Here is a 15,661-nt window from a genome sequence, read left to right as displayed (position 1 = left end):
TAGGGTGAAGTCTACTTCAGTTCAGGGAGGAAGCAATGCATAAAAAAGAAATAGAAACCGTGTTTAGTCTTCCTGCACAGGAAAGATACAAATATTTTATTAAAAAAATTGCTGACTATGAAGAAGTTTGGGGACTTAATGACGGTGGTTGGGCCGTAAGTGAAGATGATAACGGAATTAAACTTCTTCCTTTCTGGCCTAAAAGAGAATTTGCCGAATTAAGCAATATTGAAGATTGGAGCGGTTATAAGCCAAAAAAAATTGATTTAGACGACTTTATGTTCAAATGGATACCAGGTATGAAAAGGGATGGCCTCAAGGTATCTGTTTTTTGGAATAATATTGACTCAATCGTGATTTCACCAGACCGGTTATTAGAGGATATAGAAGAGGAACTTGAAAACTATTAGGCCTTTAAGAACTTTACAACAGCTAATAAACCAGCCCAATTCCTGTTCGAATTGGGCTTTTCCCGTTATCTTCTCTTTTTATTTTGAGCAAGCGCGGCAACCTGTTTTTTCACAATGGCTTGAAATTCGACTTGGACGTTGTAAATCCGATTATCGTCGGTTTGGACACTTGTTACTTTTCCAGAGCGGCCCTTTATCCTTATGTCCGACCCTTCTGCAGGAACTTGATTGAGATACTGAGTCAGTACAACATTCTTGTTATCATAAAAATGAACGACAACCATTCAGCCTCACCTTTTCATATGGAATAGTTTCATTCATACAATATTGATAGAAGACCTCATTTAGACCAGCCAGCAGGAAATTTCCTGCATTAAACAAGGATAGTGCCTTTTCCCTGGAGAAGTAGTAACGGAAGAAGTGTAAGAGGGGGGAGTAGGTGTGGCTTTTACGGAATATCGGGATTATGATGCGCTTGGGCTTGCCGGGCTTGTGAAACAGAAACAGGTACATCCTGCGGAATTGGTAGAGGAAGCCGTTCGCCAGATCGAAGAAATGAACCCGAAGCTGAATGCAGTCATTAACAAATTGTATGAAAAAGCAATCCAGTCTGCAGAAAATGTTGGGTTTGAAGGGACTTTCGCCGGAGTGCCGATGTTGTTAAAGGACATCACACAGGAAATAGAAGGCGTATCGATTACCTGGGGTTCAAAGTCCATGCAGACTTACAGGGCAAAACAGGATTCAAACTATGTACGCCTAGTTCGAAAAACAGGGGCTCTATTTGTCGGACAGACAAATGTCCCAGAATTTGCATTGATGGGGATTACGGAGCCGGCTTATTATGGTCCTACGCGCAATCCCTGGAATCTTAACCATACACCAGGCGGCTCGAGTGGTGGTTCTGCTGCGGCGGTTGCTTCGGGAATGGTGCCGATTGCCGGTGCAAATGATGGTGGAGGATCTATTCGGATTCCAGCTGCCTACTGCGGATTGTTCGGGCTGAAGCCGACAAGAGGAAGGACACCTGTCGGGCCAGGGGCAGGACGGAACTGGCAGGGAGCGTCCGTCGATCATATCCTTTCCAGGTCCGTACGAGACAGTGCCGCGATGCTTGATGCACTTGCAGTTCAGGATAAAACTGCTGCCTATTTGGCTCCTCCGTTTGAAGGATCCTATCTCGAACATGCTTCTATGCCTTTGGAAAAAAGAATGCGGTTTGCATTTTCAGTAAACTCACCAATTGGCACAAAGGTTCATATGGAATGCAAGGAAGCCGTATATAAAACCGCCAAACTGCTAGAAGTAATGGGGCATCAAGTTGTAGAGGTAGATATACCGGTTGATGGGAAAAGGCTGGCGAACAGCTACCTGACCATGTACTTCGGTGAAGTTGCCGCGGTGCTTGCTTCCCTGGAGGAGGTACTGGGAAGGAAAGCGAAGTTTGAAGACGTCGAACCAACTACGTGGCTATTGGGGCTTTTAGGAAAAACAACAAGTGCAGAAGAGTTTGTTTTAGCGTTAAGGGAGTGGGACAAGGCCGCCTATCAAATGGAAGATTTCCATGATAGATATGATTTTTATATGACACCTACAACTGCCTTTCCACCTGCAAAAATTAGTGAGCTTGAACCTCGTTCGTTTGAAAAACTGGCGATCAACCTGGTGGGGCGTACAGGAATGGGCGGCATCTTAAAGAAAGCGGGCATTGTTGACCAAATTGCACAACAGAATCTCGCCAGGACTCCTTTCACTCAGCTCGCAAACCTGACAGGGCAGCCAGCGATGTCGATACCGATTCATCTTACTGCAGACGGTCTGCCATGCGGGGTTCAATTTATAACTTCAAGAGGCAGGGAGGATTATCTGTTCAGGCTTGCCGGGGAGTTGGAGCAATCAAATGAATGGTTGAAGGCCGCACCACCTATTTAAATTCATACCATTAAAAAAGAAGCGGGGTTTTTGATCCCCCGCTTCCCATAAATATTAACGATCTAATGCACTGACTGCGTTAATCAGTCCGAAGCCAGATTTCTCATCATAGCCTTTTTTGAAGACATCTTCAGAAGACTGCTGAATGATCGCTTTGACTTGAGCTGGCTTAAGAGCGTCCTTGCCATGCTGGGCGATGATGACACCAGCAAGGCCGGCAACTTTAGGAGCTGCCATGGAAGTTCCGGCCATACCTGCATAACGGTTGCCCGGATATGTGTTATAAGAAAGGTAGTAATTATCTCTTCCTTGACCGGTAGCTGGATCGTAGTTCGGGCCAAGGTCTCCGCCTGGCGCCATCACATCAATCTTGCCTACACCATAGTTGGAGTAGAATGCTAGGTTTTTAAAGGCACCGCCTGCAGAAACACGGATCATTGTTTGGCTGCTTGGGCTGCGGTGGGTAGCTCCTTTATCATCTCCAGACAATTTACCAGGGCTTGAGATATCAGCTCCATTGTTACCTGCGGAACCAACTACAGTTACCCCCTTGTTAATAGCGTACTGGATAGCACGGTCGAACAGGCGCACATCAGCGACAATGTCTTTTGTTGCATAATCAGGGTCCTGGAACCAGTCATAACCGCCAAGGGACATATTGACTACGTCTACGTTATCATCTGCAGCTGCCATAAGTGCTTCTGCAATATGTGAAGTTGCAGCGCCGCCACTTGGTCCAAACACACGGTAAGCCGCAACCTTCAAATCAGGGCCGATACCCATTACACGTCCGTTTGCAGCGATTGCGCCTGCAACATGCGTACCATGGCCATTTTCGTCCATTGCATCCTCATAGCCAGGAACGAATGATTTTCCAAAAGCATAATTTTCCTTAAGGTCAGGATGGTTGTAATCGATACCTGTATCGATAACTCCTACAACTATATCCTTGCCATCCACTGATTTCCCTGTTCCGCCTGGAAGGTTCCAGGAGGCTCCGTTATTGGTTACCTGCTGAATATCCCATTGGCGCGATTTGTATAAATCAGCATTTTCCCCAACTTCCGCTAAGGTGAAACTATCTTCAACAATGGTTTCTTCGGGATAAATAATGTTTTGCACACCCGCATCCTGGACAGCTGAGGATTTCTTGATTTCTGCTAGGAATTTCGGATTATCCGAAACAACCTCAACAGCCCCAAGCTTTTCCAATTTTGTTTCGACCTTTCCGCCAGCTTTTTCAATTGCCTTTGCATACCCAGCCGGCAGGCTTGCCTGATTCTTAAATACGACTATGTACTTCTCCTGTGCGGCATCCGCCTTGCTGTATGAGGGTGCTCCGCTGAAAGCAAGTGAAGCTCCCAGAGCGACTGCCAGTGCCCCTGCCATAAATTTTCTCTTCAATAAAATCCCTCCTAATCTATCATAATATTCATTATATTTTAAATTTTACATATAACAATTGATATGAACTTTAACTTTTGTCAATAAATCATCTCCAAAATAGAACTTTTTATCTATTTCTGAGTGCTTTGAAACGAAGTGGTACAATCAAGATATAAGTAATAATACCTGGAATCTCCTAGTCTGAATGAATAAAGGACAAAGGACCTATCTAAAAAATGATTAAAAAGCCACAAAGTTGCATCTCGAAAATATTAAAGGATTTTCAGGTTTTAACAAGAAGTTACTATAATGTGGTATCAACACTGTGCAGCGGATGACTAAAATAATTTCTTTAGTACGCATCCAAGTCTACCATCAACTACCAGTAACGTAGAGCACCTCTTTTGCGACTAATAGTATGAAGTAAAAATTTGCAGCAAGAGGTGGAGTTAATGAAAAGGTTCATGTTAATTGTGCTGCTTGGAAGTTTGTTGACTGGGTGTGGGACGTACAATGAAAAGGCGAATGAACAGCCTGCCCGGACTGTAAATGGAGGAGGGAAAGGGATTGTGGCGAATGAAGTAGAAGCGGTCTTGGATGAGGAGAGCCCGTTGATTTTTCAATATGAGGTGAAAAACCAGACCGAGCAAACGGTCAATTTCGACTTTACGAGTTCACAGCGATATGACTACTCCGTTAAGGACAAAAACGGAAAAGAGCTATTCCTGTTTTCAAGTGTTGCCTCATTTTTACAAGCTTTAGGAACAGAAACACTCGCCCCAGGCGAGACATTGTCTTATGAAATTAATCTCTCAGACCTTGAGCTTGAAAAAGGTGACTATGAGCTGACTGTCTGGATGACACCAAAAGAGGGACCAAAGTACAAAGTATCTACAAATTTCAGTTTAAAATAAAGAAGAGCGAATTTAGGCATCCACAGGGTGCCTATTTTTTTGAAAAAAAGAGCAATTCAATGTTGGATTAATCGAAGAAATGGGAACAGGGTAGTATGAAAAAAAGGAGTGAGCAATATGCAAATTGGTTTGATTGGCCTAGGAAAAATGGGATTTCATCTTGGCCAGAATTTATTGGATCATCATTATGATGTTATCGCGTATGATGTCAGTTCGAAGGCAATAGAGGAAATGGAAAATTACGGGGCTAAGGCGGCTGCTACCTTGCAGGAACTTACAGCAGCACTGGACTCACCGAGGGTTATTTGGATCATGGTTCCCCATTCAGTTGTCGATTCAGTCCTAGATCAGCTTGTACCCCTGCTTGAGGAAGGGGATATAGTCATTGATGCAGGGAACTCTTTTTATAAGGAATCGATTCGACGCCATCGTGAGTTAAAGGAGAAGGGAATCTTCTTTATGGATGCTGGAACGTCCGGGGGCATGGAAGGTGCCCGTCATGGAGCATGCTATATGGTAGGCGGCGACAGGGAAGCATGGGAACGGGTCGAACCAGTATTCCGGGATACTTCTGTGAAAGATGGCTGCCTTTACGCAGGAGAAACCGGCAGCGGGCACTTTTTAAAAATGATTCATAACGGGATAGAGTACGGAATGATGGCGGCGATAGGTGAAGGGTTTGAAGTATTGGAAAAAAGTGAATTCAACTTCGATTATGAAAAAGTGGCCAGAGTCTGGAATAACGGTTCTGTTATCCGTTCATGGCTGATGGAACTGACCGAGAATGCATTTTCGAAGGATCCGAAACTTGAAGGCATCAAGGGTGTTATGCATTCTTCAGGAGAAGCAAAGTGGACGCTGGAAACAGCATTGGACTTAAAAACGTCGACGCCGGTGATTGCGATGTCACTGCTATCCCGCTACCGTTCTTTAGAAACGGATACATTCAACGGAAAAGTGGTTGCTGCGCTGCGAAATGAGTTTGGCGGACATGCGTTTGAAAAAACAGAAAAGTAGTACGATGAGGTGATTATGTGAATCAGAAACAGTTAGTCGGAGAACGAGCCGCCCAATTTGTAAAGGATGGGATGGTAGTCGGGCTAGGTAGTGGTTCGACTGTTTTTTATACAATTCAAAAACTTGGCCAGCTTGTTCATGAAGGTTTATCGATACAGGGTATTCCCACTTCGGTTAAAACCGAGCAATTGGCCCGTCAGGTGGGAATTCCCCTGGCAGATTTTAAAAGCATCAATGGCATTGATGTTGCAATAGACGGGGCGGATGAAGTTGATTCGAATATGGACTTGATTAAAGGCGGGGGCGGGTCGCTTCTGCGTGAAAAAATAATAGACAATGCGGCCAACGAGTTTATTGTTGTCGCGGATGCAGGTAAGCTTGTAAAGAAACTAGGCGCGTTTCGGCTGCCAGTGGAAGTTGTACCGTTTGGAATGGAATTAACGGTAAGGCAAATAACCGAGCTGGGGGGAGTGCCTCGTCTCCGTGAAACTGGTGGAAGACCTTTTATAACAGACAACGGCAATTTAATAGTTGATTGTGATTTTGGACCGATTGGCAATTCGAATGAGCTTGAAGCGTCACTCAATAAGATTCCCGGAGTTGTCGAAAATGGCTTGTTCGTTGGGATTGCCGACAAGGTGGTTACTCTGGACTCAGAAGGAAAAGCACTCGTTTTAAATCGGAACTCAATATAAGTATCGCCTGCCCCGGCAAAATCAAGCCGGTTAGTACCTGGTGTTTAAATGAGTATGGTAGAATGGGCAATGTTAAATGCCTTGGGATTGGCCTATGGCATTTGTCGATAACAATACCTGAGGTGATTAGATATGGCATGGAAAATTGCGCACTCTCTCAACACAAACATAGACCGATTTCAGATATCGGTTGACCGGGTTGTTTTGCCGGATGGCGAAGAGAAGACCTTTTCCTATTTGGATTTTGCAAAAGGAGTTTGTATCCTTCCGATTACAAAAGAACATAAGGTTGTTTGCCTTAGGCAGTATCGCCATGCGATAAGGAAGTGGGAATGGGAACTGCCGGCTGGAATGATTGATGAAGTACATACACATCCTATTGAAACTGCGAAAAGAGAGCTGCAGGAGGAGACGGGATACGTTGCGGAACATTGGCTGGAGCTTGGGAGTTTTTATCCGTCGCCAGGGTCGACGACAGAAGAAATCCACCTATTCGCGGCTGCAGGCTTGACAAAGGCAGAGCAGCATCTTGAGAATAGCGAACAGATTGAATTACATGAAATTACGATGGAAGAACTAAAAAATCTCGTCGTTGAAGGTGAATTCAAGCACGGAGCAGGGCTTGCTGCGATTTTGCGGTACAAGTTCATGACAGATTGATTAAACCATTTTGTACTGCCGGGTGCTTCTGGCCCTATTCCAGGCAAGGAAGGACCCGGAAAATCATGTTACGATTCCTTAAATGTCCTTAGTGTTTGATTGAGCGAATGCAGCTCGGCCTCGATCTCGGTCAGGCGTTTTTCCAAAGGAGACAGATTTCCATTAACGAACTCCATTTTCTCCAAATTATGCTGAAGCTGCAGGTATTCATCCTTTAATTCGGCAATTTTGCTTTCGACTTCCCGTTTATTCATGTCTCCCACTTCCCATCATTATTTAAAAAAGGGCTATCTTTAGAATAATTATACACGTTGAGTTCTTCAACAATCCTGCTTAAAAAATCGCCTAATTGAGAAGGCTATTTTTTTTTTGGAGAAAATTTCATGCGGATTCTTTTTAAAAATAGATTTATGGACTGTCTTTATCACAAAATCGACTTATTTAGGAATCAAATGAGAGTTTTTCTCATTTACATATTGACAAGTGATAGTGAAAATCATTATCATTTAGCTAGAGAGTACAAACAAACAAAACTTACATGATGAGGTGGAAATGATGAAACGACTTTCATTAATTTTAGTACTTGCATTTATTACGATTATTGCTTCTGCTTGCGGTTCGACAAACCAGAGTGCAAGCGGCTCTGGAGAGAAATCGGAAAAGCAGGAGATTCTTGTAAAGCATCAACTGGGTGAAACAAAGGTTACTAAAAACCCTAAGAATGTTGTTGTCTTTGATTATGGCATCCTTGATACCCTTGATACTCTCGGAGTAGACGTAGCCGCTGTGCCTCAGGAAACATTGCCTGGATATCTTGAAAAATATAAAAGTGATAAATATCAGAATGCCGGTGGAATCAAAGAGCCTGATTTTGAAAAAATTAACGAAATTGCTCCTGAATTAATCATCATTTCCGGAAGGCAATCTGATGCATATGAAGAGTTAAGCGAAATCGCCCCAACCATTTTCATGGGTGTTAATACAAATAGATATATGGAATCATTTGAAGAAAACACAAAGACAATTGGAGAAATTTTCGGCAAGGAAGATGAAGTTGAGGCTGAACTCGCAAAGGTTGAAGAAACGATCAACGCTATTAAAGAAAAGGCAAGCACAATGGATGAAAAGGCATTGATTATCCTAGCAAACGAAGGCAATATCAGCGCATTTGGCCCAGGTTCCCGATTCGGCCTGATTCATGATGTACTTGGCATCAAGCCAGTCGATGAAAACCTTGAAATTTCTACACATGGTCAAACCATTTCTTTCGAATATCTTGTTGAAAAAAATCCAGAATATTTGTTTGTCATTGATAGAGGCGCTGCTGTTCAGGGCGGGAAAAGCTCTGCCGAATCAGTTGTAGAAAATGCGCTAGTAAAAGATACAAAAGCAGTTAAAGAAGACAATGTTGTTTACTTGAACGCTGATTACTGGTACCTTGCTGGCGGCGGACTTGTCTCCGTTTCAGAAATGGTTAAAGAAGTTGGAGATGCTTTGGAAAAGTAATATAACGATAGGATGCATGGTCCCGTTCAGCGGCCATGCATTCTTTTTTGGGATGCCAAAGTCAAGTTCTGGAATCGCATTGACCCTATCAAGTCCAGTAATCTATTGGTAACGTTTCGGGCTAATACAGGGTTCAAAATGTAACCAATAAGGCTTATTCATAACGTTTTGGCTAATGGAAACAACTGAAATGTAACCAACAAGGGAAAAATAGTTAATTAAAAGAGGCAGCCGCCATGGCTGCCTCTTTTTCTTCTATCTATTTACATTAAAGTATCTTGCCTCTGGATGGGCAAACACCATCGCTGTCACCGAGGCTTCTGGATACATCATGAAGCCGTCGGTCAGTTCAATCCCAATATCACCAGGATGGATGAGTTTGAACAGCTTTTCTTGGTCCTCCAGATCCGGACAGGCCGGGTAGCCGAAGGAGTAGCGCTGGCCCTGGTAGCGGGCAGAGAATCTGTCCTGCATTGTGAAGTTCGCGGGGTCCGGAAATCCCCAGCGGTCGCGGATCTGGCGGTGAATTAGTTCGGCAAAGCCTTCAGCGCTTTCGAGTGCGAGAGAGAAAAGTGCATGGCTCTCGAGGAAGCGTCCGGCTTGCTTGAACTCCTCCGCTTTTTCGCGAATGCCACGCCCGGCTGTAACTGCGAAGAAGCAGACATAATCTTTTACACCGCTGCTGGCCGGCTTTAAATAATCGGCAAGGCACAAGAACGGTTCCGTTTCCTGGCGAGGGAATTCGAACGTTTCCAGCACCTGATCCGGTGCTTTCGGATTGTAAATGATAACCTTGTTTCCTTCCGAATTGGCAGGGAAGAACTGATAAACTGAAGCTGGCTGAATCCAATCGTTTTCAGAAGCATCACGTATCAATTCATCGACAGTTCCTTTCAGTTTTACAGCTTTTTCATTTCCTTCCGCCAACAGCTTGGCGATTTTCCCCTTAATACCCAAATGATGGCCAAGCAGCATTTGCATATTGATATACGGCTCAATATGGGAAAGCGAATACGATTTCAGGACGTGCCTTTTTGTATCCTGGGGGACATAAACAGGAACATCAGTTGATACAGCGGGCCTCACCTTAACTGCAACTCCGCCTGAAGGGCGTTCAAACACTGGTGCAGGAGCGGATAGCTTAGCCAGCTTTTCCTCACGTTCAGCCAAAAGCTTACCGAATTCATCCTTTGAGCTTAATCGGTTGGCAAGCGATAGGCCATTCATGGCATCCTTGGCATAAAGGACAAGGCCATCATATTCCTTGGCAATCCGTGTGTCTGTAAACTTTCTTGAAAGTGCTGCACCGCCGACGAGAATCGGAAGGTTGATCCCGGCTTCTTTCAAGTCATGGGCGGTCAATACCATTTGCTGAGCCGATTTAACCAGCAGGCCGGATAGTCCGATAAAATCGGGCTGCTCTTTTCGGACTGCCTGAATCAGTTCGGTTGGGGAGACTTTTATTCCAAGGTCATGAACGTCATAGCCATTGTTGCTCAAAATAATGTCGACAAGGTTTTTCCCGATATCATGGACATCGCCTTTGACTGTTGCCAGGAGTACCTTTCCTTTGGTCGCGGACACGTCACCTTTTTCCATATGTGGCTCAAGGAAAGAAACTGCGGCTTTCATGACCTCGGCACTCTGCAGAACCTCTGCGACAATCAACTGGTTTTCGTTGAACAGCCTGCCAACTTCCTTCATGCCATCCATTAATGGCCCGTTTATAATGTCGAGCGGGGCAGGATATTCCTCAAGTGCAAGGGCAAGGTCCCCAAGCAGTCCTTCCTTTGTACCTTCGACCACATAATAGGCAAGCCGTTCTTCAAGGCTCATGTCAGGTATAGTTTGTTTCGACTCTTTCTTCTTACCGCGATAAAATTCAGTGAACCGCGCAAGTGTTTCGTCTGTTGTCCGGAACAACAAGTCCTCAGCAAGTTCAACCTCTTCTTTTGAAATAGAGGCAAACCGCTCAAGTTTTTCAGTATTAACAATCGCATAGTCAAGCCCTGCCTGAGTACAGTGGTACAGGAAGACAGAATTCAGGATTTCGCGCCCGACAGACGGCAATCCGAAGGAAACATTGCTGACTCCAAGAATCGTCTGCGTTTCGGGGAAGCGCTCCTTGATGAGCTTGATTCCGTCCACTGTTGCCTTGGCTGACCCAATGTATTGTTCGTCACCTGTACCGACAGGGAACGTTAGTGGATCGAAAATGAGATCTTGTGGCTTAAGCCCATATTTTTCAACAAGCAGGTGATAGGAACGGTCGGCAATCGCGAGCTTTCGTTCGGCCGAAACGCCCATGCCTTCTTCATCAATCGTTCCGACGACAACTGCCGCCCCGTATTGTTTAATAAGTGGTACTATTGACTCAAAACGTTCTTCGCCATCCTCAAGGTTGATGGAATTGATAATCGCCTTGCCCTGGGAATATTTCAGGGCAGTTTCAATGACCTCTTCATCAGTTGAATCGATGACTAGCGGGACCTTTATTTTCTTGACGACTTCGGGAATGAAGGCTTCCATATCCGCTTTTTCATCCCGGTCAGGGTCAGCCAGGCAAATATCGATCACATGGGCACCGTTTTTAACCTGTGCGCGAGCGATTTCGGCTGCTTCTTCGATTTTCCCTTCTGTAATCAGTCTCTTAAACTTTCTTGAACCAATTACATTTGTACGCTCTCCGACCATAATCGGCCTAATGCTTGGGTCATCATAGACGAGCGGCTCAATACCGGAGACCATATGATGCGAAGGCGCTAAAAGTTCTCTTGGCTGCTGCTCCTTAAGTGCTACTGAAATAGCACGGATATGGTCTGGTGTCGTTCCACAGCAGCCGCCGGCAATATTGAGCCAGCCATTAGCGGCAAAATCGGCAATCTTTCGAGCTAATGTCTCTGGTGTTTCATGATAATGGCCGTCTTCGTCCGGAAGCCCGGCGTTCGGGTAGCAGCTGATCGCTGTAGAAGCAAGCCCTGACAGGGAACGGATATGCTCCTGCATGAACTCCGGGCCGGTTGCGCAGTTTAGGCCGACAGCAACTGGATTCATATGTTCGACCGAAATATAGAAGGCTTCGATTGACTGGCCGGCCAGGGTTGTTCCCATCGGCTCGATTGTGCCTGAAATCATCAAAGGCAATTCTTTTCCTGTTTTTGAAAAAGCGTTCTGGATTCCGATAAAACCTGCTTTTACATTCAAAAGGTCCTGGCTCGTTTCCAGCAGAAGCAGGTCGGCACCGCCATCAATTAGCCCGAGGGCCTGTTCTTCATAGTCCTCGGCAAGCCTTTCGAAGCTAGCACCGCCTGTAACACTAAGCGTTTTCGTGGTCGGGCCCATTGCACCTGCTACAAAGCGGGGCCGTTCCGGCGTCGAAAAAGCATTCGCCTCACGCTTTGCAATCGCGGCGGCTGCCTTATTGATTTCGTACGCTTTGTAACCAATCCCGTATTCGTCAAGGACGAGTCTTGTACCGCCAAAGCTGTTTGTCTCAATGATATCTGCGCCGGCTTCAAGGTATTCCCTATGGATTTGGGCAATCACTTCGGGTGCAGTCAAATTCAGGTTCTCGTTGCAGCCTTCCAATTCCTCTCCGCCAAAATCGGCAGCTGTAAGATTTGCGCGCTGCAGCATGGTACCCATAGCTCCGTCCATGACTAAAATCCTGTTTTTAAGGTGTTCAGTGAATGTGTGTAGTAGCATAGATGGATCTCCTCTTTTCTTGCGCACGAAGGCGGGCGTAATTTGCTAATTCAACAGTCAGTTCATAGCGAAGAAATGGAGTAATCAAATAGATTCCATTAAATAACTCAAGTGCGGCATCAATCAAAGATTTGGTGATTGCCAAACCTTCCTGTGCTGCTTGAACCGGGTTATCGGCTAGAGCTGCCATCCTGTCGCGGATTTCTTGTGATATTTTGATTCCCGGTACCTCGTTATGAAGGAACTCTGTATTTTTGGTGTTTAATAAGGGCATTAAACCTATATATATTGGGCTTTCCAGATGCTTTGTGTGCTCATGTACCTCGATTAATTTTTCTTCAGAGAAGACTGGCTGGGAAATGAAATAATCCGCGCCATGGTCAATTTTCTTTTCAAGCCGGTTGACCGCCTTCTCAAGTGAGCGGACATTCGGATTGAAGGCAGCACCGATGCTGAAGGCGGTTTTTTGCCCAAGATCTTTTCCGGAATAGGAAAGTCCTTCGTTGAGCTGCTTAATCATTTGAATCAGCTCGAAGGAAGAAACATCATAAACAGATGAGGCTCCTGGGAAATCGCCAACCCGGGCCGGGTCGCCTGTAACGGCAAGAACATCATGAAGCCCAAGGGTGTGAAGTCCCATAAGATGTGATTGCAGGCCAATAATATTACGGTCCCGGCAGGCTATATGAATAAGCGGCCTCATTGAAAGCTCCTGTTTAACCAAATATCCGAGCGACTCATTTGAGATTCTCACTGAGGCAAGCGAATTGTCTGCAAGGGTGAGAGCGTCAATCCCCGCTTTTTTCAGCGCCTTTGCACCTTCGAAAAATTTTGTCGTATCAAGCTTCCGTGGCGGATCAAGCTCGACAATAACTGAAGGCCGTTCCTTTACAACATCCTGCAGCGGGGGATAGTCAGGTATCGTTTGCCTTGGTTCAATTACAAGCGGCCCCGTTTTTACGTTGACCGTTTTTTCTGTAATTGGAGCAGCATTTTTCAATTCCTCGGCGAAAGCCTTAATATGTGCAGGCGTCGTCCCGCAGCAGCCGCCCAGTAAGCGAATCCCTTCGGTGCGGAATTGCCGTGCCGATTTCCTGAAATACTCGGCGTCTCCTTCATAATGGAACTTTCCATCCGTATAGGCAGGCAGACTGGCATTCGGATAAGCAGAAAGGAAAGCATGGGAGGGAAGTTCAATTTGCTCCAATGTTACAAGCATGTGATGCGGGCCGAGGCGGCAATTCAGGCCGACCACATCAGCACCAAGACCGTCAAGCCGATTCATTGCTTCGTTGATGGGTGTCCTGTCCTGCAGAACCCCTGCTTCCTGGAGTGAAACCTGAGCGATAATTGGCAGCGCCGTTTCTTTCCTGGCGATTGACAACACGGTTTCCAGCTCTTCAAGATCATAAAAGGTTTCGAGAAGCAGCCCGTCCACTCCTTCAAGCAGGAGGCAATATAGCTGCTCCCTGAAACTGCGCTTGATTTCTTCGATTGAAACGGATTGCGGTTTTACCCCACGATTTCCGCCCATCGTACCAAGGACAAAATTATGATCCTGTGCGGCCTTCTTCGCATTTCGCACTGCGGCACTGTTGATTTCCTTCACAGAATCCTCAAGTCCGTACCTCTGAAGCTTTAAATAATTGGCAGCATAGGTATTTGTCTGAATGACATCAGCCCCAGCGGCAATGTAGGCTTTATGTATGTTCTGGATTTGTTCGGGATGTGACAGATTCAGCTCCTCGAAGCAGCTGTCGCTCCCATATGAATAAAGAAGAGTACCCATTGCCCCGTCGGCAATCAGGATTTGGGTTTGCAATTTTTCTAGAAATGTCATTGAACTGTCTCCTTTAATGGCTGGTTCGCCGAAAATATAAAAAAGCCTTCTTCTAAAACAAGAAGAAGACTTTATCAGGTAGCGTCAGCCATTCTTCTTATCTTTCAAGTTAGCATCTAACTTGCAGGAATTAGCACCTTTTCAAACGGCAGGCCATTTGATGGTTGCTGAGGCGTCGCAGGGCCATGTCCCTCAACCTCTCTGGATAAGACAAAATTATTAAACTATTATTAAAATTACTACAAGATACGTTTTATTGCAATAGAAATAACTTTGCCGGTGTAAATGGCTAAAGAAGCTATTGTTCCAGTGAGTAATACTAAATCATTATTTCATTATAAAAATAGAATGGTTCAATTGCTTCGAGGTACTATTCTTGCCGTCCACTTTGTCTGTGATTGTTATTGAGTAATCCTCACACTGCATCCAACATTCCATATCTTAAAAAAATTTTCCCAATATTCGAGTTCAGCAGAACATTGTATAGTAAAAATATAAAGTTTTCATAGGAGCGAATAAAAATGTACGGGTGGGAGGTGTTAGAATGGGGACGATTGAGCTTGGGCTGTTACGAAGAATATTGCGAAAAAGGTATGAAAAAATGTTCGAGGATCCGAAATTGAAAGGAGTCAGCAAGGTCAATCAGGAGGTCATGATTCAGGTTGCCATTGATGATTATATCAAGAATAATATTTTGAAGTACCAACTAACCGAGGAAGTCCTCGCTATCCCACCTATTTTTAGGGAGCGGAACCGTAACAGACGGGAGCGGAGCAGGGGATAATCTAACGTTCATAGCCAGCCTGGCTAATTTCAGATTGGGAATTGATTAATAGATTGATTATTATAAAGAGCTTTCCTTTGCTTTCGGGCGGGGAAAGCTTTTTTTATGGCCAAAATAGCGCGCAGAGGCTTGTGGAATAGCAAGGTGTTGTTCAGTACCGGGAATTATACTATTCTTGCAAAAAAATCGTTATTTTTGGCAAAGGGGCGGTTTTGCTTACAGTAAACGACACAAATCAAGTAAGGAGGACCGGGAGGTTTTTATGATGGACTAGGGTGCGCAGCTTTGATATTGGGGTCATTTCAGCGGCTGTTCCTCCATTTAGTATAAACATCAAGAACTTCTGTAAGTGTGTAATTGTCCGCGGCTGCATCTTGATCAATTACGCCTGACTTCACCAGGAAATTGAAGTAGTGATTGCGTTTGCTTTCAACCATTTTTCTTAACATCGCCATACATGTTCCACCCTTTCTGTTTTCAAGTAGCCTAAGGAAGAGGGAATGATGAACCTGATTCTGTCTGTGAAGTGTACTGGTAGTTGTATGTGGATCATTTGTCCGGGAAAAACCAATCAGCGGCTAGGCAAAAGTTAAACCACATTCGTCCATACCATTCCCGTTTAAAAAGTAAATAAGCCTTTGTAATGAAAACGTAATCATTACGTTGTTTAAAGTTTGAGAGAGGAAGTTCATTTTTCGGAGAAGGAGTAACAGAATCAACAGAGCTCCTTAAAAAAAGCTATAAAATAAAGTATGCCCTCACTCGCTGAAGAATGAGGGCTTTTTCAACTAATTAAACTGTGGTGGTTATTC

Annotated in this window: 14 protein-coding genes and 1 riboswitch; of the genes, 8 read left to right on the top strand and 6 right to left on the bottom strand. The window is 44.8% G+C overall.

What is annotated here, in order from left to right; genetic code table 11:
• Window positions 1-35: 35 nt before the first annotated feature.
• Window positions 36-410 (top strand): DUF2750 domain-containing protein, encoded by a 375-nt coding sequence (locus tag A8F94_RS14190; RefSeq protein ID WP_066201678.1) that lies wholly within the window; start codon window positions 36-38, stop codon window positions 408-410.
• Window positions 411-475: 65 nt separating this feature from the next.
• Here A8F94_RS14190 and A8F94_RS14185 read toward each other — a convergent pair whose 3' ends face one another.
• Window positions 476-694 carry a hypothetical protein gene (locus A8F94_RS14185; RefSeq protein ID WP_066201675.1) on the bottom strand — a complete coding sequence of 73 codons (219 nt, stop codon included), beginning with the start codon at window positions 692-694 and terminating at the stop codon, window positions 476-478.
• A 157-nt stretch (window positions 695-851) separates the two neighbouring features.
• Between A8F94_RS14185 and A8F94_RS14180 the strand changes: the two genes are divergently transcribed.
• Window positions 852-2,342: an amidase gene (locus A8F94_RS14180; protein WP_066201672.1), complete on the top strand. Its 1,491-nt coding sequence runs from the start codon at window positions 852-854 to the stop codon at window positions 2,340-2,342.
• A 54-nt stretch (window positions 2,343-2,396) separates the two neighbouring features.
• Here the strand turns inward: A8F94_RS14180 and A8F94_RS14175 are convergent, their stop codons facing one another.
• Entirely contained in the window at window positions 2,397-3,746 is a 1,350-nt protein-coding gene (locus tag A8F94_RS14175) for a S8 family peptidase (protein WP_254660860.1), read from the bottom strand.
• A 434-nt stretch (window positions 3,747-4,180) separates the two neighbouring features.
• On the opposite strand from A8F94_RS14175, the gene A8F94_RS14170 reads away from it, so the two are divergent.
• The 4 genes from A8F94_RS14170 to A8F94_RS14155 all read left to right on the top strand — a co-directional run bounded on the left by A8F94_RS14170 (window position 4,181) and on the right by A8F94_RS14155 (window position 7,014).
• Window positions 4,181-4,642, top strand: a complete 462-nt coding sequence (locus A8F94_RS14170) for a BsuPI-related putative proteinase inhibitor (RefSeq protein ID WP_066201663.1) — start codon at window positions 4,181-4,183, stop codon at window positions 4,640-4,642.
• Window positions 4,643-4,759: 117 nt separating this feature from the next.
• The gene (gnd, locus tag A8F94_RS14165; RefSeq protein ID WP_066201660.1) at window positions 4,760-5,659 is read left to right on the top strand and encodes a phosphogluconate dehydrogenase (NAD(+)-dependent, decarboxylating); all 900 of its coding nucleotides are present in this window, start codon (window positions 4,760-4,762) and stop codon (window positions 5,657-5,659) included.
• A gap of 17 nt (window positions 5,660-5,676) precedes the next feature.
• Window positions 5,677-6,354 (top strand): ribose-5-phosphate isomerase RpiA, encoded by a 678-nt coding sequence (rpiA, locus tag A8F94_RS14160; RefSeq protein ID WP_066201656.1) that lies wholly within the window; start codon window positions 5,677-5,679, stop codon window positions 6,352-6,354.
• Between the two features lie 132 nt (window positions 6,355-6,486).
• A complete protein-coding gene (locus A8F94_RS14155; protein ID WP_066201653.1) occupies window positions 6,487-7,014 on the top strand; it encodes an NUDIX hydrolase in 528 nt (175 codons plus the stop codon).
• A gap of 68 nt (window positions 7,015-7,082) precedes the next feature.
• Here A8F94_RS14155 and A8F94_RS14150 read toward each other — a convergent pair whose 3' ends face one another.
• A complete protein-coding gene (locus A8F94_RS14150; RefSeq protein WP_066201648.1) occupies window positions 7,083-7,268 on the bottom strand; it encodes an SE1832 family protein in 186 nt (61 codons plus the stop codon).
• A gap of 301 nt (window positions 7,269-7,569) precedes the next feature.
• Between A8F94_RS14150 and A8F94_RS14145 the strand changes: the two genes are divergently transcribed.
• Entirely contained in the window at window positions 7,570-8,520 is a 951-nt protein-coding gene (locus tag A8F94_RS14145; RefSeq protein WP_175384425.1) for a siderophore ABC transporter substrate-binding protein, read from the top strand.
• Between the two features lie 255 nt (window positions 8,521-8,775).
• On the opposite strand, the gene metH is transcribed toward A8F94_RS14145, so the two are convergent.
• Together metH and A8F94_RS14135 are read right to left on the bottom strand one after the other, a co-directional pair.
• Window positions 8,776-12,225, bottom strand: coding sequence for a methionine synthase (gene metH / locus A8F94_RS14140; RefSeq protein ID WP_066201642.1), 3,450 nt, complete (start codon window positions 12,223-12,225; stop codon window positions 8,776-8,778).
• Window positions 12,203-14,065: a bifunctional homocysteine S-methyltransferase/methylenetetrahydrofolate reductase gene (locus A8F94_RS14135; protein WP_066201639.1), complete on the bottom strand. Its 1,863-nt coding sequence runs from the start codon at window positions 14,063-14,065 to the stop codon at window positions 12,203-12,205. Before A8F94_RS14135 ends, metH begins: the two co-directional genes overlap by 23 nt.
• 94 nt (window positions 14,066-14,159) lie before the next feature.
• A riboswitch (SAM riboswitch) is annotated at window positions 14,160-14,277 on the bottom strand.
• A 332-nt stretch (window positions 14,278-14,609) separates the two neighbouring features.
• Between A8F94_RS14135 and A8F94_RS14130 the strand changes: the two genes are divergently transcribed.
• Window positions 14,610-14,849: a hypothetical protein gene (locus tag A8F94_RS14130; RefSeq protein ID WP_066201636.1), complete on the top strand. Its 240-nt coding sequence runs from the start codon at window positions 14,610-14,612 to the stop codon at window positions 14,847-14,849.
• Window positions 14,850-15,151: 302 nt separating this feature from the next.
• Here the strand turns inward: A8F94_RS14130 and A8F94_RS25775 are convergent, their stop codons facing one another.
• Window positions 15,152-15,304: a hypothetical protein gene (locus A8F94_RS25775; protein ID WP_175384424.1), complete on the bottom strand. Its 153-nt coding sequence runs from the start codon at window positions 15,302-15,304 to the stop codon at window positions 15,152-15,154.
• Between the last annotated feature and the right edge of the window lie 357 nt (window positions 15,305-15,661).

This window comes from Bacillus sp. FJAT-27225 (assembly GCF_001685025.1).
Lineage (GTDB): Bacteria > Bacillota > Bacilli > Bacillales > Cytobacillaceae > Bacillus_D.
This window is presented reverse-complemented; position numbering and strand designations above follow the sequence as displayed.

Coding starts and splice junctions, on each gene's coding strand:
- A8F94_RS14190 (WP_066201678.1), top strand. CDS start 36: ATGCATAAAAAAGAAATAGAAACCGTGTTTAGTCTTCCTGCACAGGAA.
- A8F94_RS14185 (WP_066201675.1), bottom strand. CDS start 694: ATGGTTGTCGTTCATTTTTATGATAACAAGAATGTTGTACTGACTCAG.
- A8F94_RS14170 (WP_066201663.1), top strand. CDS start 4,181: ATGAAAAGGTTCATGTTAATTGTGCTGCTTGGAAGTTTGTTGACTGGG.
- gnd (WP_066201660.1), top strand. CDS start 4,760: ATGCAAATTGGTTTGATTGGCCTAGGAAAAATGGGATTTCATCTTGGC.
- A8F94_RS14155 (WP_066201653.1), top strand. CDS start 6,487: ATGGCATGGAAAATTGCGCACTCTCTCAACACAAACATAGACCGATTT.
- A8F94_RS14150 (WP_066201648.1), bottom strand. CDS start 7,268: ATGAATAAACGGGAAGTCGAAAGCAAAATTGCCGAATTAAAGGATGAA.
- A8F94_RS14145 (WP_175384425.1), top strand. CDS start 7,570: ATGAAACGACTTTCATTAATTTTAGTACTTGCATTTATTACGATTATT.
- metH (WP_066201642.1), bottom strand. CDS start 12,225: ATGCTACTACACACATTCACTGAACACCTTAAAAACAGGATTTTAGTC.
- A8F94_RS14135 (WP_066201639.1), bottom strand. CDS start 14,065: ATGACATTTCTAGAAAAATTGCAAACCCAAATCCTGATTGCCGACGGG.
- A8F94_RS14130 (WP_066201636.1), top strand. CDS start 14,610: ATGGGGACGATTGAGCTTGGGCTGTTACGAAGAATATTGCGAAAAAGG.
- A8F94_RS25775 (WP_175384424.1), bottom strand. CDS start 15,304: ATGGCGATGTTAAGAAAAATGGTTGAAAGCAAACGCAATCACTACTTC.